This window comes from Nostoc sp., from assembly GCF_036916575.1.
Taxonomy (GTDB): domain Bacteria; phylum Cyanobacteriota; class Cyanobacteriia; order Cyanobacteriales; family Nostocaceae; genus Nostoc.
Genome location: NZ_JBALGC010000115.1, coordinates 1 through 24318 on the forward strand (window position 1 = coordinate 1; position 24318 = coordinate 24318).

A 24318-nucleotide genomic window follows, 5' to 3' on the forward strand; every position below is an offset into this window, starting at 1 on the left:
AGTTCTCCTTCTCCCAACTTGGGAGAAGGGGTTAGGGGATGAGGGCAAAACTCCTCTCAAAGTAGATTTTTTCTGAAGTTGACACCAATGAGTATTGCTGTGCCCCTACCAACGTATTTGTATCATTATTAAAGTGAAACGGTATTACTCATTCGAGTTAACATCTATTCTACTTTCAATTCCTACTTCCTCTAAAGCAGGTTCTTCAAGCGTAAACTCATCAATAAGCGTAATTATCACTGCCGCCGCAGGCACTGCAAGCAGCAAACCAATAAATCCAAATAACTTACCCATTACCAGAAATGTCACAATCACCATTACCGGATGGATATTAACTTGCTTACCCATCACCAAAGGCTGAACAATGTGGGCATCTATTTGATTCATTATTAAAAATAGGATCACCACAAATACTAGCTTTATTGGTGAAATGCTCAGTGCTACTAATGCTGGTAAAAAAGTTCCAATGATCGAACCAAAGTAAGGAATTATTTCAAATAAACCCGCAATAATCCCAAATGGCAGGGCTGAGGGAATCCCCAAAATCAAAAGTCCAAATGTTGCTCCAGCACCCAGAAATATCATCGCTATCCCTGTCCCAAAAATCCAACCCCGCAATCTTATCTCACAAGCATTAAGGATTCGTTTAAACCGCTGATGATGTCGCCGAGGTACTAATCTTAAAATCCCTTTCACTAAGGAATTAGGATCGTAAGCCATGTAAAGCGCTAGAATTAATGTCGCTACCAACTCTACAGTTAAACTCAAAGCTTCACCTAAGAAAACTGGTACTCCACTCAGTAATTGTTCGCTCAAGTTCCGTAATTGTATTAGAGCTTGGGAAATGTCCGGAATAAAACTGAATTTCTGACGTAGGCGCTCAACTTCTCCTGTCAATGTATTGAGATAAGTTGGTAATGTTTTGATTAATTTTTGAGACTCGAACGTCACACTAGGTAGGACTACAGTAGCTAATACTACAACAAATCCAACGATTAATCCAATTAGTAGCAGAACAGCAAGATCCTGTGATTTGACTAACTTTTGCAAAAACTCTAATAGCGTTCGCAAAATTAAAGCAATCAATGCTGCAACAATTAAAAGTTCTAATACTGGTAAAAGTTGGTATAGGATATAGAGTGCTAGAGCTACCATTACTGCCAATGGTGCGCCACGAGTTAACTGCGACCATCCATTGTCTGTATCATCATAATTCGCCATATTAGTTATTGTTCATCCGATATCTCTTTCATCTTGCTATTATCTGTTGAACGGACTCAACAGGTTGTACCCTTCTATAAATTTACTCAAATCTTTATAATTGATTGGACAAGTGTGATTCTATTAAAATCAAAAATTCAACCATTATATTCTCAGATAATTTTATCACCATAGAAAATAAATTACTATTAACACTAGAGCTCTTGCAGAAATATTTTATGGTATTTTAAAGGGGTTGCCAGTAAGCATCTTGAGAGAATATGCAATACGAACAAACCAAAAGCTTAACCGAGGGGGAATTTAAACGCTTGTTTGGGGTAAAAAGACTACACTTTACAACTACGAACTTCAGCTTACCGGATGAGTTTTCAACAATTCTGGTATTAGTAAACCCCCTAATTTATCACAAAATATTTCTGCAAAAGTTCTATTTAAGAGCGAGCGTTTGTGGTCGTGATGAAAGCCCCCCAAAGCATCGCCTGAAACTCTTATTTTTTCGTCAACTTTAAAAAGTTTTCGGTCTACTGCAATTAGGGAGAGCGAGCGCCTCAACAAATAAGAATCCTGGTAATAGTTGCGTTTCTCGGCGTCATGAAATTCTTAAACTTCCTCAAACCCAAACCAGTCCAGCCAGCTTATGAAAATTATGCAGTAGCAGTAATAGTAGTGCCAATCCAGTTATGTCCCTTATTGATGAACTTACCTGCCACATCATCATGCTTGATAACCTTAGTTGAATCCTCTTGTGAGATGTCAAAGTTACAAGCGATGGTACTGTAGTCCACTGTGGCAGTGGCATTGGTAGAATTATTGTAAATGCCGCCACCATCCCCAGACTGATAAATACCAGAAGTGAGTTCGATTCCAAAAGCTTTATTATGCTTGATAGTGCTGTTGCCCACTGTTAGAGTGCCATTGTTGTAGATACCACCACCAAAATGTGCCTGATTGTCACTAATGGTGCTATAAGTCATGGTAACTATCCCTACTTGATTCTGTGTATAAACTAACGCACCTCTGTTAGTATAAACAAGTAAGCCAAAGTCTACGTCCTTATCATTGTAGATGCCACCGCCGGCTGTCCCTGCCCTATTGCCACTAATGGTGCTATAACTCACAGTAACAATGCCTAAATTATCCCCATTAGTGTTGTTGCCCGCATCAAAACTAGAGTTGTAGATGCCGCCGCCTTCGTCGCTAGCATAATTATGACTAATGATGCTCTTACTCACCGATAGGTTCCCATAATTGTAGATACCGCCTCCAGTTGATGCATTATTGTCACTGATAATGCCACTGCTCACAGTAACGCTACCATATCCTTCTTTACCTGGAAATGAGTCTAGGGAGGGGGAATAGATACCATCGTTATAAATGCCAGCACCTTCAAGTGCTGTGTTGCCACTAATACTGCTATAACTCAGGGCTATAGTACCAAAATTATAGATCCCGCCGCCATCTGCCCCTGACTTATTGGCACTGATGAGGCTATTATTTACAGTTATAGTGTCGGCGTATATACTGCCAATATTACTCCCAATAGAGTTTAGGGTATCAAAAAATCCATCCTGGACGGAGAGATTATAGATCCCGCCACCGTCTGTCCCTGCCGTATTGCCACTGATGAGGCTGTTATTCAGAGTTACAATTTCAGACTGCCCGCCAGCACAGATCCCGCCGCCGTATGCCACTGCCTTATTATCAGTGATGGCGCTGTTACTCACGCTTAGGCTCTTTTGGCCATTGTATCCACCAGTAAAGATGCCGCCGCCCGCGCTCGCAGAGTTGCCAGTAATAGTGCTATTACTCACTGATAGGGTGCTACTGCCGAGCACATCGCTTTCATACTCAGAGCTGATACCACCGCCAACGCCTCCGCTGCTTACCAAGTTGTCACTAATGCTGCTCTTACTCACTGATAAGGTGCTATTCTCGATGCCAATACCGCCGCCATCTCTCACTGACTTATTGCCACTGATGATGCTATTACTCACGGTTATAGTGCCATTATGACCATACATGCCGCCGCCCTCCTCCGATGAGTTGCCACTGATGGTGCTGTAGTTCACTGTGGCGATGTCAGTGTTGTAAATGCCACCACCGGAACCGTAGTAAGGAGTCGAGTTGTCACTAATGGTACTGTGGTTCACTGTGAGGCTACCAGTGTTGTCAATGCCGCCGCCCTCGCTCGCAAAGTTACCAGTGATATTGCTGTAGTTCACTGTGAGGTTACCAGTGTTATAAATGCCACCACCATCACCCTCGTAAATCTTTCCGTCGGGGTCTGTTATATTAGTGTTTGCTATGTTGCCCGTGATGATGGTGTTGTTTAGTGCGAGGCTGCCAGTGTTGTAAATACCACCACCTTCCCCGATGAGTTGTCCGTAGAGGGTGACGTTGCTATTTGCTGTGTTGCCAGTGATGATACTGTTGCTCAAGGTAAGGATGCCTTCATTGGAGATAGCACCGCCCCCTGCTGTGCCTTTGTAGCTATTGGTAATAGTCAGCCCGTTGATTGTAGCTGTTACACCACTGGCAATATCAAAAACACGGGAAGCAGTATCATCCTTAATAGTTAGCAAGTTCGGATTTGTACCTTCAACGGCAAGGTCATCTGTGATACTCAGACCACTACCAGTCAAACTGATGGTATGAGCTAGTCCATCAGTAATCAGTCCACCAAATTTGATTATGTCTTTTCCTGTCAGGGCATTGGCATCTAGAATTTCCTGCCGCAGTGAACCTGCACCACTGTTGTTGGTATTAGTAACGGTAAATATAGCCATTGATATTACTGCAATTTGTCTTGAGGTGTATAAAAATTGCGCTCAAAGTTCGTCTTGATATTACTACGACTTGCGAACATTTTTTCTACTTATGATGGAGTATTGACAAATCAGTTTTTTAAAAAGCATGAACACGCTGTTGTTAGCAGCACTGTATCAGTGCCAATTGAGAATTGGCTGTAACCCATACCATTCAAAATGGCGCAAAAGCCCAGAATACAACTCTTTTGACTTTTGAATGAGTGACTTTTGACTTCCGCGCAGTGGTACTAGGTCTACTGCGCTAAACCATATGCCTATAACTGAGCATCAGTTGGTTTTTTTTGGTTCATAACTCACCTTGAGCAGATTACTTACTTAGTTACTAAAAGAACTAGTAGTTATCAAGGGATAATGGTTGGCGCGATCGCTCCTATTGGATAATACCTGCTTGTACTGGCGTAACTCTGACTTTACCTGTGCAAGGGTTAATTTTTAAGCTAATTACTTCTACTCAATTGCAACCGGATAGTTGCGCTGTTCCCATTTACTACTTTCAATCCAGAAAAAGGTAAAGCTGATTGGCTGTTGCTGGTCATCAGAAATAGAGATGTCTACAAAATTAACTCCTAACTTTGTGGAAGTAGAAGGTATATCTTGTACAGTTTGCCAATTATCCTGTGACCAGTGCAATTGAAAAGATGCTAAAGCTTGAATTCGCAGTGTATGACCTTTTTTAACTTTGTCTATTTGACGGTTAAACTTCCAAATTTCCAGTAATTTACACTCAGAGCGATCGCCTAAATAGCGATTCGCTATCTCTGGAATAAAATCAAACACCTGACCATCATGATTTGACCGTAGCAGCTTGATGTACTCCGAGTGTGCCCACATTAAAGGCATCGCAGAACCTGTTGGTTTTCCCAAATACATATGAATCTCAGGTCTATCTGCTTCATCCCAAACCTGTTCTGGCAGCAAACAAGTGTTTGAAGCAAATCCTTCCATCGCCTTGATATATGTTTTGATATCGCCACCAGCAGCTAATTCATAATGTCCTCGCTCTCCTGTCAAGAGAGGCCAAGCACGACCTTTACCGAAACCCGTGTACGCATTGCCATCTTCTTGCTGTCCGTAGCCGTCCTGGTTATAACGATGCCAACAAGGCCCAACGGGTGTATCTACTTTCAAGACTGCATCAATTACTTTCACAGAATCAACAATAATTGGGTCATCAGGTTTACGAATTCCGTAACGCACCAATTGCAGAAATCCGCCATCGACAATTTCCTTCGCCAGAAATTCTGTTGCTTCACCAGGTGGGTGATTGCGGATGAAAATATTTCCTTGATTAGGATTTTCGTTGGGTTGAGGATTATTGATATCTGTAGGAGTAATCCGGATATAGTGCCGTTTGATGCCAGCAACTAGGGTTCCTTCGGTAGTAACTGTCCAAGCTTCAATGTGAGATTCTAAAAAATCAGCGTATTCTTCGATGAATTCTGCTGTTGCTTGATCCCCACTTTCACGAGCAAATTGAGCAGCACAAATTAGGGCGGCAATATTAGATGCCAGTGTTGATGGTGAATAACCGCTGTTTTCTTCCCAGCGTTCTTGTTGCGTAGCAGGGCCGTGACGAATTAAATAACCCGCCGCCCGTAGAATCATTGGATAAACATCAAAGTTTAAGCAATTCTTTTCTTGGTGTAATCGCCATGCCAGTAGAATCGGAAATGCCACTTCATCAAGCTGGATACCTTTCCAGTAGGGTGTGCCATCAACCCAGAAATTCTGGGCAAAACCACCGTCTTCTTGTTGGCTGGTGGCAAGATAAATGAGCGATCGCACTGCTGTTTGAGTTTCTCCAGCAGCCACTAACCCTGCAACACTGCTGACCAGATCCCGCGTCCAAACAAGGTGATATCCTCCTTGGTCTTGGTCGTTTTTAGCTTCACCCCAAGGGATGGCAAGAGATGCAATTAAAGCACCTGGATAGGTTTTGTCTTCATGGGCCAAAAGTTGACTAATGCTGTTGTTATACAACTTCCCATCATCAAAAGAAATATTTTCTAATGAGTGGATGCCCCGGCGCGATCGCTTCCACTGTTCGTTGTATTGCTGCTTCTGCTGTTCAAAAGGAATATTCAGCGACTGAAACAGTGTGGAAATTGCATTGTGCAGATTGCTGCCAAATGCCAGTCCTAAAGTAAACTCATTATTATTATCTAGATTTAGTTTTCCAGTCAAAGCCAGATTGCCATCCACAGCGCTGTCAAACTCCCAATCCATCTGGAAATTATCAGCTAAATCTGTCCAACCATCACTTTTACCTACATAGCCACAGGAAAGACGAGTAAAGGGAACCGTTGCACCCAACGCCAACCATGTTCCTCCTTTTTGAGCTATTAGAAGATCATGCCCGGCAACTTCTATAGCGTAACCATTATTACCCATACCTCCGACTTCCAGATGCGGCGCACACAAAGCGTATAAATGGAGTTGGGAAAGAAACTCTCGCTCTCCTGTTAATTTTGTGTGTTGTAAAATACAGGATAAATGCGGGTCAGCAATCACTTCCTTAATTACGGTATAACGTCCTTGTGGATCAGAATTAATAATCCGATATCCTAAACCATGAGTCCACATCGGTTCCACTCTTGATTCGAGATGGCGTTTCTCTTCGTGGAAAAAGCTTTTCCCGTCAGAAATTAGGTACTGCAAATCCCGAATTTGCGGTCTGTCCACTGTGGGATGGTAGACTTCTGTGACAACACCGTTCCAGATAGTAAACCAAATGTTACTGGAAGTAGAGTAAGCTGTTCCTACTCCATCTTTACTCGCCTGAGTCCATCGGGGATCAAGACCAGGTGAGCCAAAAGCCTGTGTTTGACCAATAGTTTTTACCATACTTTCTTGTTTGAAATGCATTTTGAAAATGCTGTAGTTGATATTTGTGGGATTAATAATTTATTCAGAAGATTGAGAAGATTTGCGAGTAGCAACTAAGGACTTTGCTTCAATAAAAATTTGTTTTATTTCTGGGTGGTGTTGGCGAAGTTTTGCTTCTAAGCTCTCCACAGTTAATGCTATTTCCTCACCTGTAAGATTTTTAGAAAACTGGATTTCTAAGTTGAGTAATACTTCCTGTGGAGCAAGCTGCATTGTTAGGACACGCATAACTTCTTGTACTCCTGGTTCGGTTTTTGACAAGGAACGAATATTGCTTATAGTTTGAGGATTAGCACTTTCACCAACTAATAATCCTTTACTTTCCCTAGCTAGTACTATTGCTACTATAGCCAAGATAATGCCAATAACAATAGAGGCGATGCCATCAAAATAAATATTATTAAATAAATCTCCTAATAAGATTCCGAGCAAAGCAACGATTAAACCTAAAATTGCGGCAGAATCCTCAACTAATATTGTAAATACTGTCGGGTCTTTGCTGTTTTTGATTGCTTGCCAGAAACTTTGCTTCCCCTTGGTCGGCAAAAACTCTTTTAAAGCCACAATCCAAGAAAAACCCTCGAATAATATTGCCATACCTAAGACAATATAATTCCACATTGGGTCTTTTAAAGGGCTGGGATTAATTAAATGAGTAATTCCTTCATAAATTGACATGCCGCCGCCAATGGCAAAGATCAGGATAGCAACGATTAAAGTCCAAAAGTAAAGTTCTTGGCCGTAACCAAACGGATGGCGATCATCAGCTGGCTTTTGGCTCATGCGAATTCCCAGCAAAAGTAACAGTTGGTCGCCAGTATCTACCATCGAATGAATACCCTCAGATATCATGGCAGAACTACCCGTAATGGCAGCGGCGATAAATTTAGTAATAGCGATCGCTAAGTTAGCCCCCATCGCCGCAAAAATGGTTTTATTAGATGAATCAGTTGCCATGATTGTAAAGAAGTAGCTATCCAAAAAATAGGGTTAAAGAGGCTCTAGGGGTAGAGGAGAGTTCCGAAAATATAGCGCTTTTCGTTTGTATGCAATACACTTTAACCTCTCTCCTAAAAGGAGGAGCCACTGCGTTGGGTAGCTCTGCTGACTTAAAGCACGTGGCGTCAGAGGCTTTGAATTTACTCCCCTTCCCTTGTAGGGAAGGGGTTGGGGGTTAGGTCTGTATTCGACTCAATTAAGAAGCGCTATAGCTTTTGCAGTCTCCAAAATAGCTTTTGTTGTCTCCGAAATAGCTTTTGTTGTCTCCGAAATAGCTTTTGTTGTCTCCAAAATAGCTTTTGTAATCTCCGAAATAGCTTTTGCGATCTCCGAAATAGCTTTTGCGATCTCCGAAATAGCTTTTGTAATCTCCGAAATAGCTTTTGCGATCTCCAAAATAGCTTTTGTAGTCTCCGAAACGAATTTATCCCTCTCCAGAACCTCCAAGTATCCCTTTGCTATTGAAACCTCTTCAACTCGATAACCAATACCCAGCCCAAACCCTTGATTTTTCGTTACTGATGCATAAGTCCTACTTCTAATTTGCCTGTCTTATTGGTAACTTCCCATTGAGTTTGTTTCCCTTCTCGCCAAAAGCGCAATCCAACTGTAGCGTCTCCTACACTTAGATTTGTCAGTTCCAAATCTGATAAGCACTCTGGTAGTGAAGGCTGTACCTTTAACTTTCGCTGTGGTGCATCGGCTTCAAGTCCTAAAATGGTGCGAATCAGTAAAAGAATCGAGCCAGCAGCCCAAGCTTGGGGAATATTGGCATCTGGATAAGGCACAGGAAAGTTATTCTCTTGGCGTTCAATTCCAGCAAATAATTCTGGCATCCGCCCAGATTGAAAATAATTAGCAGCAGCAAAAATACCCTCAGCAATACGGTTTGCTTCTTTGTGATAGCCGTAACGCTTTAAGCCGGCGGCAATTATCGAGTTATCATGCGGCCAAACACTTCCTCTTTGATAACTAATTGGGTTATAAGCTGGATTTTGAGATGAGAGAGTCCGCACACCCCAACCGCACCACATATCTGGTTGAAAAAGTCGCAGGGCCACCTTTTTCGCTCGTTCTTGGGGGACGATACCAGACCAGAGTAAATGCCCAGGATTTGAGGTGATCGATTGGATTTGCTGCTTGTTGCTATCTAAGCCAAGACAGTAAAATCCTTCTGAATCCATCCAAAATTGTTCATTGAATCGTTGATAAAGTGATTCTGCTTTTTGACGGAGGTTTTGCGATCGCTCTTTTTCTCCCCACATCTCATAAATTAAAGCTGCTTTTAGCCAAGCATCGTAGACGTAACCTTGAACTTCACACAAAGCTATTGGGGGATCAACTAATTTCCCATTCGGGTAAACCATTGATTCACCTGAATCTTTCCAACCTTGATTGGCTAATCCCTTTTTGGAATGAGTTAAGTACTCAACAAATCCATCGCCATCAAAATCGCCGTATTTATCAATCCAACTCAGTGCCTTATCTAGTGGCGATCGGCACTCAGAGAGCATCCCCAGGTCAGCATTCCAAGAATAGGTTTCAGCTAAAGTAATAATCCAGAGAATGGTAGTGTCTACCGTTCCGTAATAGGGATTGTATGGGAGTTGATTGATTTTAGTTAACTCGTCTTCACGCAGTTCATGCAGCATCTTGCCTGGTTGGGCATCATGCCAGTCATCTAACTCAGTTGCTTGTAGTTGAGCCAACCTCACAAGCGTACCACGAGCAAAATCGTGGTAAACTGCCATCGTTTGCAAGCTGGTAATTATAGAGTCCCGTCCAAAGACAGCCATAAACCAAGGAATACCAGCCGCAGGCATCCAAAACTTATGGCCGTTATCATCTACTTCAATCCGCAAGGCTCCCATATCAACAAGCGCCTGCTGATAAAATCCTTGAATATCAGCATTAGACGATCGCAACTTTGTCGCATTAGTCAGAAATTCATCACTGATCTCTCCAGCTTTTGTATTGTCAGACACAGTAGAGTTTTCTTGAGGTTTGAGGATTTCTCCATTGGCTTTGGCTGTAGTGTTGATAGAAGTATGCCATGTTTTACCAGGAGCGATCGCTACATCAAACATCAAACGACCGTTTGCATATCTTGCTGTTGAACTTGCACAAACTGTCTCAGTTACAATGCCTCGGACAAAAGAACCGTTACGGTACTCCGTAGAAAGTATTCCATCTTTCCATGTTGTTGCTGTCTCTCCCCGTGTCAAAATCTTCTTTGCTTTCACCTCAAAGATATCTGCAAAGTCTGAACGAATCGCCAACATCAGTTGAAACTCAACTGCTTCTAAGTGATGATTGGTGATCTCGATATCTTCGTGCATCCCTCCTACAATGTCGCGCCGGATGGTTACAAGCAAACTACCAGAAGGGAAAATGCCGTTGACAGTCGTAAGTTCCGGGTTTGTGAATTGGTAAAGCGCACTGTGATGCGTAATGTTACTAGAAGCTAGCAGTAAAAGTTGGTAACGATTGAGAGAAATTTCGTAATAAGAAATTAAGCGTGTATCACGAACAAAAAAACCTTGGGCTTGATTGTCATCAATGGAACCATCACTAGCTGTAACTAAAAACGAGGAACCATCGTTAATTGTGATCAGATTAGGATTGACAATAACTTTTGTGGGCATATGAGTAGAAGGCAGAATAATTTTAGATTTTAGATTTTAGATTGAACAATCTAAAATCCCAAAGACGCTCCTACGTCGCTAACGCTGCGCTATCGCTACCGCTATCACAAATCCTTGCATTAAAAAGGCAGGAGGTAGAAAGTACAGGTATAGGAGGTAGCTTTATTCTTTATTAGTCCCCAGTACCGCAAGGCGGAAGTCAAAAGTCAAAAGTCAAAATGAATACAGCGTAAGCGTTTCGTTGATTTAGAATGGGTTGTTTATTTCCGCCGCGCTGTACTAGTGCCTAATCCCTTTTTTAACAAAGTATATTCAGTTTAATTCCCCTGCCTCTACAGGCAGCACGAATTGAATGCTTAATTCAAATCCCCATTACAAAACGTAATTACGAATTACGAATTGCGAATTGCGAATTGGTTTAACCATTGTCCTCAAACCCTGGATATAAGGTCATGCCACCATCTACAAACATTGTTATACCGTTAACATAATCAGAGTCATCAGAAGCCAGCCAAACTGCTGCTTTGGCAATATCATCAACATCACCCACTCGTTTTGCTGGAATCAGTTTGAGTAAGTTCGCCTCTGCTTCTGGTGTGTCCCAAGCTGATTTATTGATTGGAGTTTTGATGGCACCAGGGGCAATACTATTGACACGAATTTTGTGGGGAGCAAGTTCTTGAGCAATACTTTGCATCATCATATTTATACCACCCTTGCTAGCAGCATAATTAACGTGCCCTGCCCAAGGTATTACTTGATGCACGGAACTCATGCAAATAATCTTACCTGCGGCAGATGAAATATCAGGCTTGACACCTCGACGCAAGAATTCTTTTGCAGCTTCTCGCGCACACAAGAATTGTCCTGTTAGGTTTAGTCCAATGACCATGTTCCAATGGTCAAGGGTCATATCTATAAATGCTGAGTCTTTTTGAATGCCCGAATTACTCACTAAAATATCAATAGTGCCAAATTCTTGGAGCGTTTTGCTGAACATCGCTTTTACTTCGTCTTCTTTGCTGACATCAGCTTGAATGGCAAATGCTTCTCCATTAGCGACTTTGATATTATCGACAATTTTTTCGGCTTTTTCAGCTTCCGAATGGTAGTTAACAGCTACTGCTGCACCTGATGCGGCCAAATGGTGAGCTATAGCTTCACCAATGCCAGAACTAGCACCTGTCACAAGTGCTTTTTGACCTTTGAGCAGGTTAGGGGAATAGCTCATAATGCTTTCGGTACTTTTAAAAGTTGCATTTGTTGCAAGTATCTGAACACTTGCATGATATTTTTGCTTTCTGAGCGTAGTATGTAAGTTGGCGATTTAGATTCTCAAATCAATAAAGTTTTGATTTTTAGAGCAAAACTTTTTTTAGTGTAAGAAATACCCAGTATTTTCCTAATCTATCTAAAGAAAGATAAATAGTATATTGTTTGACTGATTAATATTTCAATTATTTATCATTTCTGTGACAACAGGGTGTCTTTAGTTTTAAGATTTGTAAAGTTGTAATTTTAAAGCTTATTTTAATTTTAATAAAAATTTATGGTATATTCAGAGCAACTTGTGTAATTAGTTAAAGTAAAATTTTCAGTTAATCAATCTAAATGACCTAAAGAAGAGAACCATATAAGACGTTAGGCATTTTTAGCCGCCTCTAAAATGTCTGATTGGCTATTGTCAAATAGCCAATCTAAGAGACCAAATCAAGAATAATAGCAATTTTGTATAAAGCTGTTTATTTAAAAATTTACTTTCAAAATTGAAGTGCATCGCAAATTTTTAATGTTTTTTAATAGGTTTAGCTGCGGCGTTAGCAGTAGTATTCTTGACAATATGAGTGGTGCGTTAGGCGGATGGCAATTCCATGCAATGCATCTACATACTTAGATCCATGAAGGAGAAAGCGATGCCTAGTCTGTCTCTGAATAACCAAGATTTACCATACCCTGACCCTCTACACCCGATCATCGTCCACTTTGTAATCGCGATGGTGCTTTTTTCTTTCATATGCGATGTGCTGGGTTATTTCACCCGCAACGTGCGTTTGTTTGAGGTGAGTTTCTGGAATATGTTTGTTGCTTCGGCAGCCATTTTTGTAGCGGTGATTTTTGGTCAGTTTGAAGCAGGTTTGGCAAACATCTACCAAGCCGTTCAGCCAACGTTGAATTATCATACTATCTTGGGTTGGTCACTGGCGGCTATTGTCGTGGCGATCGCAGCTTGGCGTTTTGTGATTCGCAACCGCAACCCCCGAAAAATATCGGCTGCTTACCTGGGTGCTGCAACATTTTTAGTATGCCTAGTGTTTTTGCAAGTGTATTTGGGAAGTAAATTGTTTTGGGTATATGGGTTGCACGTAGAGCCTGTAGTTCAAGCCATGAAACAGGGAGTTTCACCATGAACTGGCAACTGATTGAACAGTTGAGATTGCGGCTGGGTGCTAACGGATTACCCTACGAAATTCCTGTACATCCGCAGTTGGTGCATCTAACGCTGGGTTTGTTGATCATTGGGATCGTTTTTGATATAGCAGGAGCGCTGTTTCCCTTAGAAAAGCCAATTTTCAAATTTTTGGGATTGACAGTCATCCGTTCTAGCTTTTTTGATGTCGGCTGGTACAACCTTATAGCAGCAGCAGCTATCACGTTTTTCACGGTTGCTGCTGGTTTTTTTGAGCTACTGTTGGCAAATCCACCAGTTGATCAAAAGAGTGTTTGGGGGTTAAATGCTGGTTGGACAATGCTTTTACATGGTTTGGGTGGCGTTTTGTTGTTGGGGATCATTGTAGGCATGACTGTATGGAGAGGTTTGCAACGCTACCGCTGGCGTAAAGATGCTTCCAGGCAGGTGCAGTGGAGTTACTTGTTAGCAGGCATTGCGATAATGGGCATATTATTCGTTCACGGAACTTTGGGGGCGCAATTGGGAGAGGAATTTGGGATTCACATTACCGCTGCTAATACCATTTCCAAAAATCTTTACAACAAATAATTAAACGAGAATTTATCGAATTTTATGTTTAGTGTTTTTGAATATGTATTAATGGCGTTTTATGTAGCAGTGCTGCTCATCATCAGTCGGTGGATTGGGCAGCAGGCGTTTTCTTGGATGCCTCCTCAAGCTACAACAGAAGCACAACGGGTAGATGATTTGTTTAGCTTCTTAGTCTCAATTGGAGCATTCATCTTCCTGGGGCTGGTTGGCACTATGGTGTATGCGATCGTCTTCCATCGTGCCAATCCGAAAGACTACAGCGAGGGACACCCCTCTAGAGGTAATGCGAGACTAGAAATATTGTGGACAGCAACCCCGACTTTGTTAGTAGTGTGGATTGCTTTGCAAAGCTTCAATATTTATCAGCAATTAAATATTCTCGGTCTAAACCAAATTGTGCATTTGCACACACCCCTAGAATCTGCACCTGCCTACGCCGCAACTGTCAGCGATGTCCCCAAACCTGCGTCTGAAACTATCGATGTTTTCGCTAAACAGTGGGATTGGTCTTTTCGTTATCCAAATAATGTTACTAGTAATCAGCTGCATCTGCCGATCAATCGCAGCACTCGCTTAAATCTGCAAGCGCAGGATGTGATCCACGGTTTCTACGTCCCTGAATTTCGCTTAAAGCAGGATATTATTCCAGGGCGCAAGATTAATCTTGTGCTAACACCCATTCGCCCAGGTAAATATCGGCTGAAAGATTCTCAATATAGCGGTACTTACTTTGCCTTAATGGAAACGGACGTATACGTTGAATCCCTTGATAAATATAACCAGTGGCTCACGCAAACTGCTAATAGCGAACAAACTCCAGCAAATCAGGCAGTTGCCGAAAATATCCAACCACCGAAAACATTGTTTAATAGCGGCTGGTACACCGTCGCACCGGCTCAACCTGCCGTAGCGAATAAAAGGAAGATAAATAATGACACATGATTTGAGTGAAGATATTACCGGGGATCAAGAATCGAAAAATTACCAGAACAAGTCTGAGAATACTTGGCGGGAATATTTCAGCTTCAACACCGATCATAAGGTGATTGGAGTTCAGTACATGGTAATGACCTTCATTTTCTTCCTGATTGGCGGGCTGTTGGCGATGCTCATCCGGGCTGAGTTGCTCACCCCGGAATCAAATTTAGTTGACCGTCCCCTCTACAATGGTTTGTTCACCATGCACGGGACAATCATGATTTTCCTGTGGATTATTCCCTTTAATGCAGGTCTTTCTAACTACTTAGTGCCGCTAATGATAGGAGCGCGGGACATGTCTTTTCCCTTGCTCAACGCCATCTCCTTTTGGATTCTGCCACCAGCTGGTCTTTTACTACTGTCTAGCTTCTTCCTACCTAACGGGACTGCACAAGCTGGCTGGTGGTCTTATCCACCAGTTAGTCTGCAAGTTCCAGGCGATCAGTTCATTAACGGTGAATTCATTTGGATAGTTAGCCTAGTACTAATAGGTATCTCTTCAATTATGGGGGCTGTCAACTTTGTAACCACTATCTTTTGGATGCGGGCACCAGGGATGACATTTTTCCGAATGCCCGTCTTTGTGTGGTCAGTTTTTAGCGCCCAGTTGTTGCAGCTGATTAATTTGCCTGCCTTGACGGCTGGATTGATCCTGCTGTTGCTTGACCTCTCGTTCGGTACACAATTTTTTAAACCGGACGGAAATGGCGATCCGATCATTTACCAACACCTATTCTGGTTCTACTCTCACCCAGCAGTTTATATCATGGCACTACCAGCCTTCGGCATTTTTGCTGAGGTTTTGCCTGCATTTTCTCGCAATCCCCTATTTGGTTATCGGTCAGTTGCGATCGCAACCTTAGGTATTGCTTTGATCAGCATCTTTGTTTGGGTACATCACATGTTCACCAGTGCCACCCCTGGTTGGATGCGGATGACCTTCATGGCTACCTCAATGTTGGTTGCCATACCCACTGGTATTAAAGCCTTTGCTTGGACTGCAACTATCTGGAGGAGTAAGCTGCACCTAGAGACACCAATGCTGTTTGCAATGGGAGGTGCAGCGATGTTTATTTTTGGCGGTGTTACTGGTGTAATGCTTGCTGCCACGCCATTTGATATCCACGTTAATAATACTTACTTTGTTGTGGGACACTTCCACTACATCGTTTTTAACACGATTACAATGGCAATCTTCGCGGCAATTTACTACTGGTTCCCCAAGATAACTGGAAGAATGTATGCCGAGGGTTGGGGTAAGCTGCATTTTTGGCTGACCTTTATTCCTGCCAATATCACCTTCTTTTCCATGCACCCATTAGGTTTACAAGGGATGCTACGCCGAGTTTCTTCCTACGATCCACAGTATCAAGGATGGAATGTCATCGCTAGCCTGGGGTCATTCTTACTAGGAGCATCGACACTGCCTTTTATTGCTAACATTGTTGGTTCCTGGCTATATGGAGCCAGAGCAGTCGATAATCCCTGGCACGCTACGGGATTGGAATGGACAATTTCCTCACCACCTCCGCGAGATAACTTTGAAAAGATTCCTGTTGTCAACAGACCTCCTTACGACTATGGCGATCCAAAATATTCGTTCGTGGAAAATTCTAATGATGGTGAGTCTCACTAGGGAATGGAAACAAGGGGAGACAAGGGGAAATTATTGAACAAGTCTCTTCCTTATCTCCCCCCTTTTCCTTGTCTACCTTGTCTCTTCCCAATGCCCAATTCCCAATGCCCAAAATTATGCAACGTGGCAACATTCATATAGATGAAAGTCCGATCCGTTTTGACCAGTGGCGACGACGCTTACCGAATTGGTTACAGCGCTTTCTGCCAAGTGGTGGCGGAAGTCATGAAGATCATCATGGTAAGGGAATGTTCGGGTTTGCTGTATTTCTGCTGTCGGAAAGCATCATCTTTTTGAGTTTTATCTTTACTTATGTTGTTCTGCGACTGACTACTAATAAGTGGCTACCGTCTGGTATTTCTGGCCCAGAATTATCTACACCTGTGATTATTAATACGGTAGTATTACTTTCCAGTAGCTTTATCATTCAACCAGCAGAAAATGCTCTCAAGCGTAATCAACTCAATAAATTTCGCTGGCTGTGGCTGATGACGATCGCAATGGGAACTTACTTTCTGATTGGTCTATTAATTGAGTGGAAAAATCTCGATTTCAAGATCACTACAGGATTAGTTGGTTCCACATTCTACTTGCTGACAGGTTTCCACGGTCTACACGTTCTGGCTGGTGTTGTGCTTCAGATAATTATGCTGATTCGCTCCTTCATTCCAGGCAATTATAATAAGACTCACTTCGGTGCAAGTGCGACCACTCTTTTTTGGCACTTTGTTGATGTAATTTGGGTCTTCCTTTTCTCGCTTCTCTACCTTTGGCGGGCATAAAAATGTTTAGAAATTCCAAGTATTTTCAGGAGTAATTTTATGAATTTATTCTTACAAGAGCTACCAGCCTCAGAACTCGCCCCAAAAACAATTCAGGAAACTCCAGTACCAGAGAAAGACCCCCTAATTGCACACAATTTACAAAAAGGGCAGTATGTTGGCATTGTTGGGCTGGCGATCGCTCTAATTGCTGCTGTAGGATTTTTTAGTCGCCGAGTTGAATACGCTATTGCATTCGCTGTGATCCTTAGCATTCTTTTGATTGCTTTCTTTATATTCATCTAGTTGAAGCTCTGATTAATTAAACATCCTACTTTCACAATATTTGGAAGAGACTCTATGAACAGCCCAGTTTATCAAACTGTGATTGTCGGTGGTGGCTTTACGGGACTATTTACAGCCTTACACCTAGCTCACGAACATTATCCTCGCTCTGTGATTTTGATTGATCAAAACGAGCGCTTTTGCTTTAAGCCATTACTCTATGAATATTTCGATGGCGAGATGGATACCTTCCAAGTAGTGCCACGTTTTTCGGAATTACTTAAAGGTAGTGGTGTCATCTTTGTTCAAGATACAGTTGAGTCGATAGACTTGGATCAAAAGGCAGTCAAATTAACTTCTGGAAATTCCTACAACTACAGCAATTTAGTATTAGCTTTGGGTAGCGTTACTACCTATCATCAAGTTGAGGGAGCCAAAGAAAACGCTTTTCCTTTCTGGACGCAAGAAGATGCGATCGCTCTAGAGCGGCATTTACGTGATTGTTTACATAAAGCAATCCAAACCAATGATCCAGAAGAACGCCGGAAACTGTTAACAGTAGTCGTAGTTGGTGGTGGTTCTTCCGGCGTGGAAATGACAGCAACTTTAGCTGATTTTCTTCCACTTTGGTATAGCGCTTTGGGAGGCAATTCTGATGAAATCCGTGTGATTCTCCTCAATCATGGTCAAAAAATCCTTGATGGCGATATTAACGATCCACTACGCCCAATTGCTGAGAAAGAATTACAAAAACGCACTGTACAAATTGAAATGCTCACAGGAGCTGAAGCCACTGCTATTCGTCCTAACTCAATTGAATATAAGCGCAATCAGCAAATTGAGACATTAGCAACACATACTACAGTCTGGACAGCTGGCACTTCCACCCATCCACTAATTAAAGATTTGGCAATTCCCAAAGAACATCGGGATCATCAAGGTCGCCTCCTAGTCACTCCTACCATGCAACTGCTCGACTTTCCAGAAGTTTTTGCAGGCGGTGACTGTACAGTAGTTCAGGATAATTTGCAACCACCTACAGCCCAAGTTGCTTATCAACAAGGGGCTAATATTGCCAGTAATTTGAAAGCATTAGCGTTAGGAGAAGAACTAAAACCTGCTAAGATTAATATCCGGGGAACCCTTTTGAAATTGGGGATAAATGATGCTGCTGCTAACCTTTTCAATGTTTTTGAAGTTGCAGGCGAACCTGCGCATTTAATCCGTCAAGGCACTTATTTAACGCTATTGCCAACACCAATTCATGATTTCAAAGCCACAACTGAATGGGTGGATGAAGAGATTTTTCACCACCACCTCGACTCTCAAGATGTAGGTAAAAAAGTGGTGCAAGCAGTAGAATTAGTTGGTGCTGGGCTTGTGGGCGCTTTAGTTGCCAGAAAGTTATTGAAAATGTTAGGAGACGAAGATAAAAGGGACTAATGGGACTTAGGATGTCTTGGTGATTGAGGAGTATAGCGATCGCTTCTCGTTGAAAGTTGTGCGAGGGGAAGTGGTTAAAGTTTGAAAGTATTCATCAATCATCATTGATAAAATAGAATAGGATAAATTTTGATGTTGTTTAGTCATCAATTGTGAATTTTAAAATTTATACCATGTTCTTTACTTATTACTGATTCTGCGAGGAATTATGCTGCTAACTGAACGTCGCGCCGATCGAGTAGTTCTCTACAATATCAGTTGGCAACAATTTGAAAATTTATTAGTAGACTTAGGTGAAAGTCGTGCAGCTAGAGTAGCTTATGATGATGGTGCATTAGAGATTATGACACCATTACCAAAACATGAATATTACAAGGAAATCATTGGTGACATCATCAAAGATACAGCTGAAGTTTTAGAGCTAGATTATGAGTGTTACGGCTCAACTACCTGGAAACGAGAACTAAAAAAGGCTGGGATCGAATCTGATAATTGTTTTTATTTCCAAAATGAAGCTTTAATTCGAGGCAAACTCAAGTTTGATTTAAATCAAGACCCACCTCCAGATTTAGCTTTAGAAATTGATGTTACCAGTAAATCTTTAGATCGCTTTCCTATCTATGCACGATTAGGTGTACCTGAAATCTGGTCTTATGACTCTGGAGAAATCAAAATTTACCAGTTGCAAGGAGAGGAATATCTGAAAAGGGAAACAAGTTTAGTGTTTCCTAATCTGAATATTCAAGAGATTCCATCACTAATTGAAAGATACCGCATGGCAGGAAGACGGGTTTTCCGACAAAAAATTAGGGAATGGGTTAGGGGGCAGATGGGTTAGATAGGAAAGATTTTGGGATGTGGGGTTAAAGGGGGTAAGGAGGGCGATCGCGCTTATTTTTTGGGTTTTGGTGGTCTAGCCAAAGCAGTAGTATTACCCCCTTTAGAGTTACCTTTACTTCCCCTCTCTCCTTGCCTTGTGGATAATCTTCTATACTAACGTTCTCAAGTATATATTTTTCAAATGCTGTTATAAGTTATAGTCTAGACTAGCAGCAAAAGTTTCCTCAATTGCCCATTCGTTACCCTCAAATAGTATGGGCTGAGGAAAAGGGAAAGGGGAAAAGGAGCCTTATTGATGAATACGCCTACTCATACCAATGTACAGGTGCAAAAAATTCGAGCCATTGGATTAACGGTGACAAACTGCGATCGCTCCTTGGATTTCTATACGCAAGCACTCAGTTTTGAACTCGTTTCTGACATCACTGTTGAAGGACAAGATTACAGCGACCTGCAAGATGTGACTGGGGCAAAAATTCGCATTGTTACCTTGCGACTTGGAGATGAACTAATCGAGTTGATAGAGTATCTCAACATTAAAGGAAAACCCATCCCCAGCGATTCACAAAGCAATGACCTGTGGTTTCAACATCTGGCAATTGTGGTGAGTGATATAGATCGCGCCTATGCACAAGTGCGTTCATTTCCCATTCAACCCATTTCAATTACTCCACAGACAATACCACCTGATAATGAAGCATCTGCTGGAGTCCGCGCCTTTAAATTTAAAGACCCTGATGGTCATGATTTAGAGTTAATTTGGTTTCCTGCTGATAAAGGAAAAGATAAATGGCATCAAAACAGAAATCGCTTGTTCTTAGGAATTGATCATAGTGCGATCGCTATTTCTAACACCGAGCAGAGTCTAAAATTTTACCGCGACCTTCTGGGAATGCAGGTAGATAGCCGCAGTCTTAACAAAGGTGAGACGCAAGCTCGGATGGATGATTTACCAGGGGCCGAAGTCAGAATTACAGGTTTGCGACCACCTGAAGATGGGGTGGGAATTGAACTTTTAGATTACATTACGCCTGCAAACGCTCGTCCAATACCAAGTGATTGGAAAAGTTGTGATATTACACATATGCAAATTGAGTTAGTCGTAAATGATATTGAGCAGGTTGTAGATAGGCTGCGGCAGAACGAGGTTCAGTTTGTGTCATCGCGGGTTGTGCAGTTTACTGATAGTTTATTACCTTATCAGCAAGGTTGTTTAGTTAAAGATCCGAACGGACACACAATATTGCTAATTGCGGAATGATGCAAGTGAAATTATCGCTGCTCAAAGAAGCGCTTATTCTTAACTCTTTGAGAAAAATCTTTGCAATGTATAATCATAAAATTAGCGTGAAAATATCATCTTGAGTGCAATCGCTAATATTGCAACTCTAATACCTTTTCCAAAACAGCATTAGACAGCCCAATCTCCAGCTTCGCACCGAAAAGACCGTCATTGAAATATATAGCTTGCTGTTGCTGAAATTGGCAAAATATTGCTAATACTACGCTTGCTTTATTATTCCTCAATTGATGTTTCTTCCTGCGATAAATTTGCTAACTCCGATGCTAAGGTCTCTTCCAATAGGTCTACAATTGCGTGTGCATCAGTAGGGGACTTCATTATTTCCGCTTCCGGGTCAGAGCGATTTTTAACATTTGGAATATCTTGGCGTAATTCCTCAAGCAAACTGATAATTTTAGCAATTTTCTGCTCAGAGAGCAGATTGAGTTGAAGGCTAAGTTGTGCCCGTTGCTCCGCTAACTTTTCTTGTCGCTCTTGTTTAATCAATACCCCTGTTGTCACCAATAATGAACCCGCAGTCAATGAAAATTGTAACCAAGGAAATGGAAATTCCTCAAATTTTGGTACACCTAAACGTCGTGGTAAGACATTGGGTGTTACCCACAGAATAATTGCAAGCAAAATGCTATACAGGAATACAGGACGACCAAAAAAAACGGTTACCGCTTCTACAATCCGTTGGTGTTGTGGGACATTTTTTTCGGAACGTCTGTGCAATGCGATGATAGTCTCAATATTTTGACTAATAGATTCCGGTAAGGGGGCAGTGGGCAGAATGTTTTGACGAGGTATTTGAGACGATACTTGCGGTGAATCACTTGCATTTGGTTGATTGTTGGTTTGCATTGGGAGTCTAACGTTATGAATGATTCCTTCAACTTATTAATTTAAATTTTGACTGCAAAACTATACTTAACTGTACGACAAATCGGTGATTCCGACACTTGCTAATCGCACTTCTATATGGAATTATCTATTAATACGTATACTGAAGTGATAATTTGTTTTAGTACTGAAGAAAGTTATTAGCGATGGCTACGCCCGCCGTACTCCTACGGAGAAGCAAGCGGGAGCGTAGCGTCTCGTAAAGAAGGCATCGTACCTTTTAAGCAAGCTTTAGCTAAAGCGACAGGATTGCTCTATAGTCTGAGTCTCTTCGAGTTGCACCATTATCAAAACAGCTGGCACATCGCCTACTGTTCCAGATAAGTGACCTTTTTGACCTTGCGCGTCTGCTTTCGTACCTTGGTCTTCTCCAAATGAAATTTCGCCAGGGCCCATCTCGACTCGCTGGCCGTCCATAGTCTCCACAAACCAGCGTCCCGATAGTGGGATAATCCACTGGGGCTTCGGGTTTTCATGCCAGTTTCCAACCCATCCCACGGGTAGCACAGTAAAGGTGATTGTCGCACCAGACTGCTTCAACTTAGAAAGCCACTGGGGCGAGGTATCCGGGGCTATGCCTTTTTCGATGAAGTCCTCAATTTGACAACGGGACTGGTGACTTATACCGTCGTAGTCAGTCCAGACGTGCCAGTAGTCAATTGTTGGCTTGTGTGATAAATTATTCTGCATAAAAATGGCTCTTTTTTATTGTGGAGAATTTTATCCAAAATGTATTGCGAGTGGCTCATGAGCGGCTACCAAGCTCGTCTGAAGCCATAGTGGATAGCTAAAGCGTTGAAACCATAACTATGATACATCTTGCCGTCAGCTACGATGCAGCCTTTGAAGATCAAGACGCAAACGGCATATGACGGTCGATACACTGGATTTGGTGTTACGCGTACTGGTTACTGCTGCCAATGTACCTAAGCGTTGACGGGGCGACAAACAAGTGTTAGTCAAAGTTCAATTGACCGACAACAATTTGCAGACAATCTCCACCCACAATTAGTGGGAGCATCCCAATGCAAGCCAAAAGACACAGGACTGGTACAAAAACCCTGTACAAACCTTTTTCCTTTGTGTTCTTTGCGTCCTTTGCGGTTCGTTATTTCATTCTCCGTCTAAGTCAAAATACCGTATAAAAATAAACTTGCACATTTGGGATGCTCCCCAATTAGTTGTTCCACACAAGCCAAAACCGATGGTTTAACTTCCCCTTTCACGAGGCTGAGGTCAAACAATCCTGTAACGGTTCCTTCCCTAATGTACAATCCACACAGATTTTAGGATACTTTTGCTTAAACAAGTTAATGAAGTGAGCAAGCCAGTAATTACCTATAGTTTGGCTTGCGCTAACTTGAGTCCACCCCGTTTCAAGTCCTTGTACTTCCTAAAAGTCGTCCTATACCAAGTGGCTGGAAAAGTTGCGATGTCGCAGGCATTTCAGACGAAAATGCACCAGTGATTAAAACTGCGATACCTTCTTTGCCAGACCAAGGCGTAGCTTGCTTCCCCAAAGGATACGATAAGCTTGACTACGAAACGCTAACGCAACCAACAATTAAGCAGTAAATCAAATTATTCTTGCAAACGAGGAATTACCACTGCATAACTTCAATTTTCTTAACATAAGTCAGAAGTTATTTATTTACACATCACGCGCTTTGAAAAAATTATAGATAGCAAGGGCAATGGCTAAAAGCAACACTGCATGAATTAAATTTCCGGCAATATGAAGTGTCAGCCCTAATGCCCAAAAAGCAATCAGTACAACAACGATACCCCAAAGTATACTAAACATATATTTGCTCTGAGTCAAGTAAGTTTTAATTTGTTCATATATTTTACTCCCTAACTTCACTTTGATTCTATTTGCCCTCAGAAAGGTTTATAAATTTAAATTATCTTTTTTCCTCAAGAAAATTAATTAAAAATCAGTAGATTGAAAAATGAATGTTTTATATTGTTATTGGCTCTTAGCTTGAAATTACGTTACCTTTTGCTCTGGTTAGGGTTGAGAATTCTGTTGATTTTTTGGGTAAAAGCACACCTATTCAAGTGGCTCAACTGGTTGGAGGATTAAGGTTATGCTGCAACATCTGATCACTCAACAACATTATTTCCTATTGAAGCTTTGCTCGGCACTGGGCTGTGGGTTGATAGCCGGAGTCTTCTTCGCCTTCTCGTCCTTCGTGATGAACGCCCTTGCCCGACTCCAGCCAGCACGGGGCATTGCCGCCATGCAATCGATCAATATCACGGTGATCAATCCGTTGTTTATGGCAGTGTTCTTGGGAACGGCTGCGGCTTGCATCCTTCTTTTTGTCTCCTCGCTATTAAAATGGCATCAACCTGATGCCGCCTACTTGCTCCTCGGCAGCTTGCTCTACCTTGTTGGTACATTAGGCGTGACAATCGTGTTCAATGTGCCGCTCAACGAAGCCTTGGCGAGAGTCGAGCCGGACAGCATCATAGGCGCGAGTCTCTGGTCTGGCTACCTTGCCAACTGGACAATCTGGAATCACATTCGGGCGGCAGCAGCGCTAGCAGCAGCGGCATCGCTGACGATCGCCCTCTGTTATCGAGCAGCGCAATCATAATATT

21 protein-coding genes are annotated in these 24318 nt (G+C 42.1%); 10 read left to right on the forward strand and 11 right to left on the reverse strand.

Going from position 1 to position 24318, the window contains the following annotated elements:
* Window positions 1–144: 144 nt before the first annotated feature.
* The 7 genes from V7L29_RS25500 to V7L29_RS25530 form a co-directional block, all read right to left on the reverse strand.
* Complete coding sequence (locus tag V7L29_RS25500) at window positions 145–1221, reverse strand: AI-2E family transporter (protein ID WP_334690433.1); 1077 nt, start codon at window positions 1219–1221, stop codon at window positions 145–147.
* A 644-nt stretch (window positions 1222–1865) separates the two neighbouring features.
* Entirely contained in the window at window positions 1866–4007 is a 2142-nt protein-coding gene (locus tag V7L29_RS25505; RefSeq protein ID WP_334737186.1) for a beta strand repeat-containing protein, read from the reverse strand.
* Window positions 4008–4496: 489 nt separating this feature from the next.
* Window positions 4497–6893 (reverse strand): glycoside hydrolase family 15 protein, encoded by a 2397-nt coding sequence (locus V7L29_RS25510; protein ID WP_334737187.1) that lies wholly within the window; start codon window positions 6891–6893, stop codon window positions 4497–4499.
* A 60-nt stretch (window positions 6894–6953) separates the two neighbouring features.
* Window positions 6954–7892, reverse strand: a complete 939-nt coding sequence (locus tag V7L29_RS25515) for a cation diffusion facilitator family transporter (RefSeq protein WP_334737188.1) — start codon at window positions 7890–7892, stop codon at window positions 6954–6956.
* Window positions 7893–8126: 234 nt separating this feature from the next.
* A complete protein-coding gene (locus V7L29_RS25520; RefSeq protein ID WP_334737189.1) occupies window positions 8127–8381 on the reverse strand; it encodes a hypothetical protein in 255 nt (84 codons plus the stop codon).
* 68 nt (window positions 8382–8449) lie between these two features.
* On the reverse strand, window positions 8450–10579 hold the full coding sequence (locus V7L29_RS25525) for an amylo-alpha-1,6-glucosidase (RefSeq protein ID WP_334737190.1): 2130 nt from the start codon (window positions 10577–10579) through the stop codon (window positions 8450–8452).
* A gap of 418 nt (window positions 10580–10997) precedes the next feature.
* Window positions 10998–11810, reverse strand: a complete 813-nt coding sequence (locus V7L29_RS25530) for an SDR family oxidoreductase (RefSeq protein ID WP_334688432.1) — start codon at window positions 11808–11810, stop codon at window positions 10998–11000.
* Between the two features lie 682 nt (window positions 11811–12492).
* On the opposite strand from V7L29_RS25530, the gene V7L29_RS25535 reads away from it, so the two are divergent.
* The 7 genes from V7L29_RS25535 to V7L29_RS25565 all read left to right on the forward strand — a co-directional run bounded on the left by V7L29_RS25535 (window position 12493) and on the right by V7L29_RS25565 (window position 18683).
* Window positions 12493–12987: a DUF2231 domain-containing protein gene (locus V7L29_RS25535; protein ID WP_334688431.1), complete on the forward strand. Its 495-nt coding sequence runs from the start codon at window positions 12493–12495 to the stop codon at window positions 12985–12987.
* A complete protein-coding gene (locus V7L29_RS25540; RefSeq protein WP_334737191.1) occupies window positions 12984–13577 on the forward strand; it encodes a DUF2231 domain-containing protein in 594 nt (197 codons plus the stop codon). Before V7L29_RS25535 ends, V7L29_RS25540 begins: the two co-directional genes overlap by 4 nt.
* A 24-nt stretch (window positions 13578–13601) precedes the next feature.
* Window positions 13602–14522: a cytochrome c oxidase subunit II gene (locus V7L29_RS25545; RefSeq protein WP_334737192.1), complete on the forward strand. Its 921-nt coding sequence runs from the start codon at window positions 13602–13604 to the stop codon at window positions 14520–14522.
* Window positions 14512–16194, forward strand: a complete 1683-nt coding sequence (locus tag V7L29_RS25550; RefSeq protein WP_334737193.1) for a cytochrome c oxidase subunit I — start codon at window positions 14512–14514, stop codon at window positions 16192–16194. Before V7L29_RS25545 ends, V7L29_RS25550 begins: the two co-directional genes overlap by 11 nt.
* 116 nt (window positions 16195–16310) lie before the next feature.
* Window positions 16311–16976 carry a cytochrome c oxidase subunit 3 gene (locus tag V7L29_RS25555; protein ID WP_334688438.1) on the forward strand — a complete coding sequence of 222 codons (666 nt, stop codon included), beginning with the start codon at window positions 16311–16313 and terminating at the stop codon, window positions 16974–16976.
* A gap of 39 nt (window positions 16977–17015) precedes the next feature.
* Window positions 17016–17261, forward strand: a complete 246-nt coding sequence (locus V7L29_RS25560; protein WP_334688427.1) for a hypothetical protein — start codon at window positions 17016–17018, stop codon at window positions 17259–17261.
* A 54-nt stretch (window positions 17262–17315) separates the two neighbouring features.
* The gene (locus V7L29_RS25565; protein ID WP_334688426.1) at window positions 17316–18683 is read left to right on the forward strand and encodes an NAD(P)/FAD-dependent oxidoreductase; all 1368 of its coding nucleotides are present in this window, start codon (window positions 17316–17318) and stop codon (window positions 18681–18683) included.
* A gap of 6 nt (window positions 18684–18689) precedes the next feature.
* On the opposite strand, the gene V7L29_RS25570 is transcribed toward V7L29_RS25565, so the two are convergent.
* A complete protein-coding gene (locus V7L29_RS25570; RefSeq protein WP_334688425.1) occupies window positions 18690–18830 on the reverse strand; it encodes a hypothetical protein in 141 nt (46 codons plus the stop codon).
* A 61-nt stretch (window positions 18831–18891) separates the two neighbouring features.
* Between V7L29_RS25570 and V7L29_RS25575 the strand changes: the two genes are divergently transcribed.
* On the forward strand, window positions 18892–19521 hold the full coding sequence (locus V7L29_RS25575; protein WP_334737194.1) for a Uma2 family endonuclease: 630 nt from the start codon (window positions 18892–18894) through the stop codon (window positions 19519–19521).
* A 297-nt stretch (window positions 19522–19818) separates the two neighbouring features.
* Window positions 19819–20784: a VOC family protein gene (locus V7L29_RS25580; RefSeq protein WP_334688423.1), complete on the forward strand. Its 966-nt coding sequence runs from the start codon at window positions 19819–19821 to the stop codon at window positions 20782–20784.
* A 255-nt stretch (window positions 20785–21039) separates the two neighbouring features.
* On the opposite strand, the gene V7L29_RS25585 is transcribed toward V7L29_RS25580, so the two are convergent.
* The 3 genes from V7L29_RS25585 to V7L29_RS25595 form a co-directional block, all read right to left on the reverse strand.
* Window positions 21040–21672, reverse strand: coding sequence for a DUF1003 domain-containing protein (locus tag V7L29_RS25585; RefSeq protein ID WP_334688422.1), 633 nt, complete (start codon window positions 21670–21672; stop codon window positions 21040–21042).
* 270 nt (window positions 21673–21942) lie between these two features.
* The gene (locus tag V7L29_RS25590) at window positions 21943–22401 is read right to left on the reverse strand and encodes a cupin domain-containing protein (RefSeq protein ID WP_334688421.1); all 459 of its coding nucleotides are present in this window, start codon (window positions 22399–22401) and stop codon (window positions 21943–21945) included.
* A 961-nt stretch (window positions 22402–23362) separates the two neighbouring features.
* Window positions 23363–23515 carry a lmo0937 family membrane protein gene (locus V7L29_RS25595; protein WP_334688420.1) on the reverse strand — a complete coding sequence of 51 codons (153 nt, stop codon included), beginning with the start codon at window positions 23513–23515 and terminating at the stop codon, window positions 23363–23365.
* Window positions 23516–23801: 286 nt separating this feature from the next.
* On the opposite strand from V7L29_RS25595, the gene V7L29_RS25600 reads away from it, so the two are divergent.
* Entirely contained in the window at window positions 23802–24314 is a 513-nt protein-coding gene (locus V7L29_RS25600) for an anthrone oxygenase family protein (protein WP_334688419.1), read from the forward strand.
* Window positions 24315–24318: the final 4 nt, after the last annotated feature.

Bases quoted from the DNA above. Each gene is read 5' to 3' on its own strand.
- V7L29_RS25545 (WP_334737192.1), top strand. From the start codon at position 13,602: ATGTTTAGTGTTTTTGAATATGTATTAATGGCGTTTTATGTAGCAGTG.
- V7L29_RS25580 (WP_334688423.1), top strand. From the start codon at position 19,819: ATGAATACGCCTACTCATACCAATGTACAGGTGCAAAAAATTCGAGCC.
- V7L29_RS25530 (WP_334688432.1), bottom strand. From the start codon at position 11,810: ATGAGCTATTCCCCTAACCTGCTCAAAGGTCAAAAAGCACTTGTGACA.
- V7L29_RS25535 (WP_334688431.1), top strand. From the start codon at position 12,493: ATGCCTAGTCTGTCTCTGAATAACCAAGATTTACCATACCCTGACCCT.
- V7L29_RS25585 (WP_334688422.1), bottom strand. From the start codon at position 21,672: ATGCAAACCAACAATCAACCAAATGCAAGTGATTCACCGCAAGTATCG.
- V7L29_RS25565 (WP_334688426.1), top strand. From the start codon at position 17,316: ATGAACAGCCCAGTTTATCAAACTGTGATTGTCGGTGGTGGCTTTACG.
- V7L29_RS25590 (WP_334688421.1), bottom strand. From the start codon at position 22,401: ATGCAGAATAATTTATCACACAAGCCAACAATTGACTACTGGCACGTC.
- V7L29_RS25505 (WP_334737186.1), bottom strand. From the start codon at position 4,007: ATGGCTATATTTACCGTTACTAATACCAACAACAGTGGTGCAGGTTCA.
- V7L29_RS25555 (WP_334688438.1), top strand. From the start codon at position 16,311: ATGCAACGTGGCAACATTCATATAGATGAAAGTCCGATCCGTTTTGAC.
- V7L29_RS25510 (WP_334737187.1), bottom strand. From the start codon at position 6,893: ATGGTAAAAACTATTGGTCAAACACAGGCTTTTGGCTCACCTGGTCTT.
- V7L29_RS25575 (WP_334737194.1), top strand. From the start codon at position 18,892: ATGCTGCTAACTGAACGTCGCGCCGATCGAGTAGTTCTCTACAATATC.
- V7L29_RS25600 (WP_334688419.1), top strand. From the start codon at position 23,802: ATGCTGCAACATCTGATCACTCAACAACATTATTTCCTATTGAAGCTT.
- V7L29_RS25540 (WP_334737191.1), top strand. From the start codon at position 12,984: ATGAACTGGCAACTGATTGAACAGTTGAGATTGCGGCTGGGTGCTAAC.
- V7L29_RS25595 (WP_334688420.1), bottom strand. From the start codon at position 23,515: ATGTTTAGTATACTTTGGGGTATCGTTGTTGTACTGATTGCTTTTTGG.
- V7L29_RS25515 (WP_334737188.1), bottom strand. From the start codon at position 7,892: ATGGCAACTGATTCATCTAATAAAACCATTTTTGCGGCGATGGGGGCT.
- V7L29_RS25550 (WP_334737193.1), top strand. From the start codon at position 14,512: ATGACACATGATTTGAGTGAAGATATTACCGGGGATCAAGAATCGAAA.
- V7L29_RS25570 (WP_334688425.1), bottom strand. From the start codon at position 18,830: ATGACTAAACAACATCAAAATTTATCCTATTCTATTTTATCAATGATG.
- V7L29_RS25560 (WP_334688427.1), top strand. From the start codon at position 17,016: ATGAATTTATTCTTACAAGAGCTACCAGCCTCAGAACTCGCCCCAAAA.
- V7L29_RS25500 (WP_334690433.1), bottom strand. From the start codon at position 1,221: ATGGCGAATTATGATGATACAGACAATGGATGGTCGCAGTTAACTCGT.
- V7L29_RS25525 (WP_334737190.1), bottom strand. From the start codon at position 10,579: ATGCCCACAAAAGTTATTGTCAATCCTAATCTGATCACAATTAACGAT.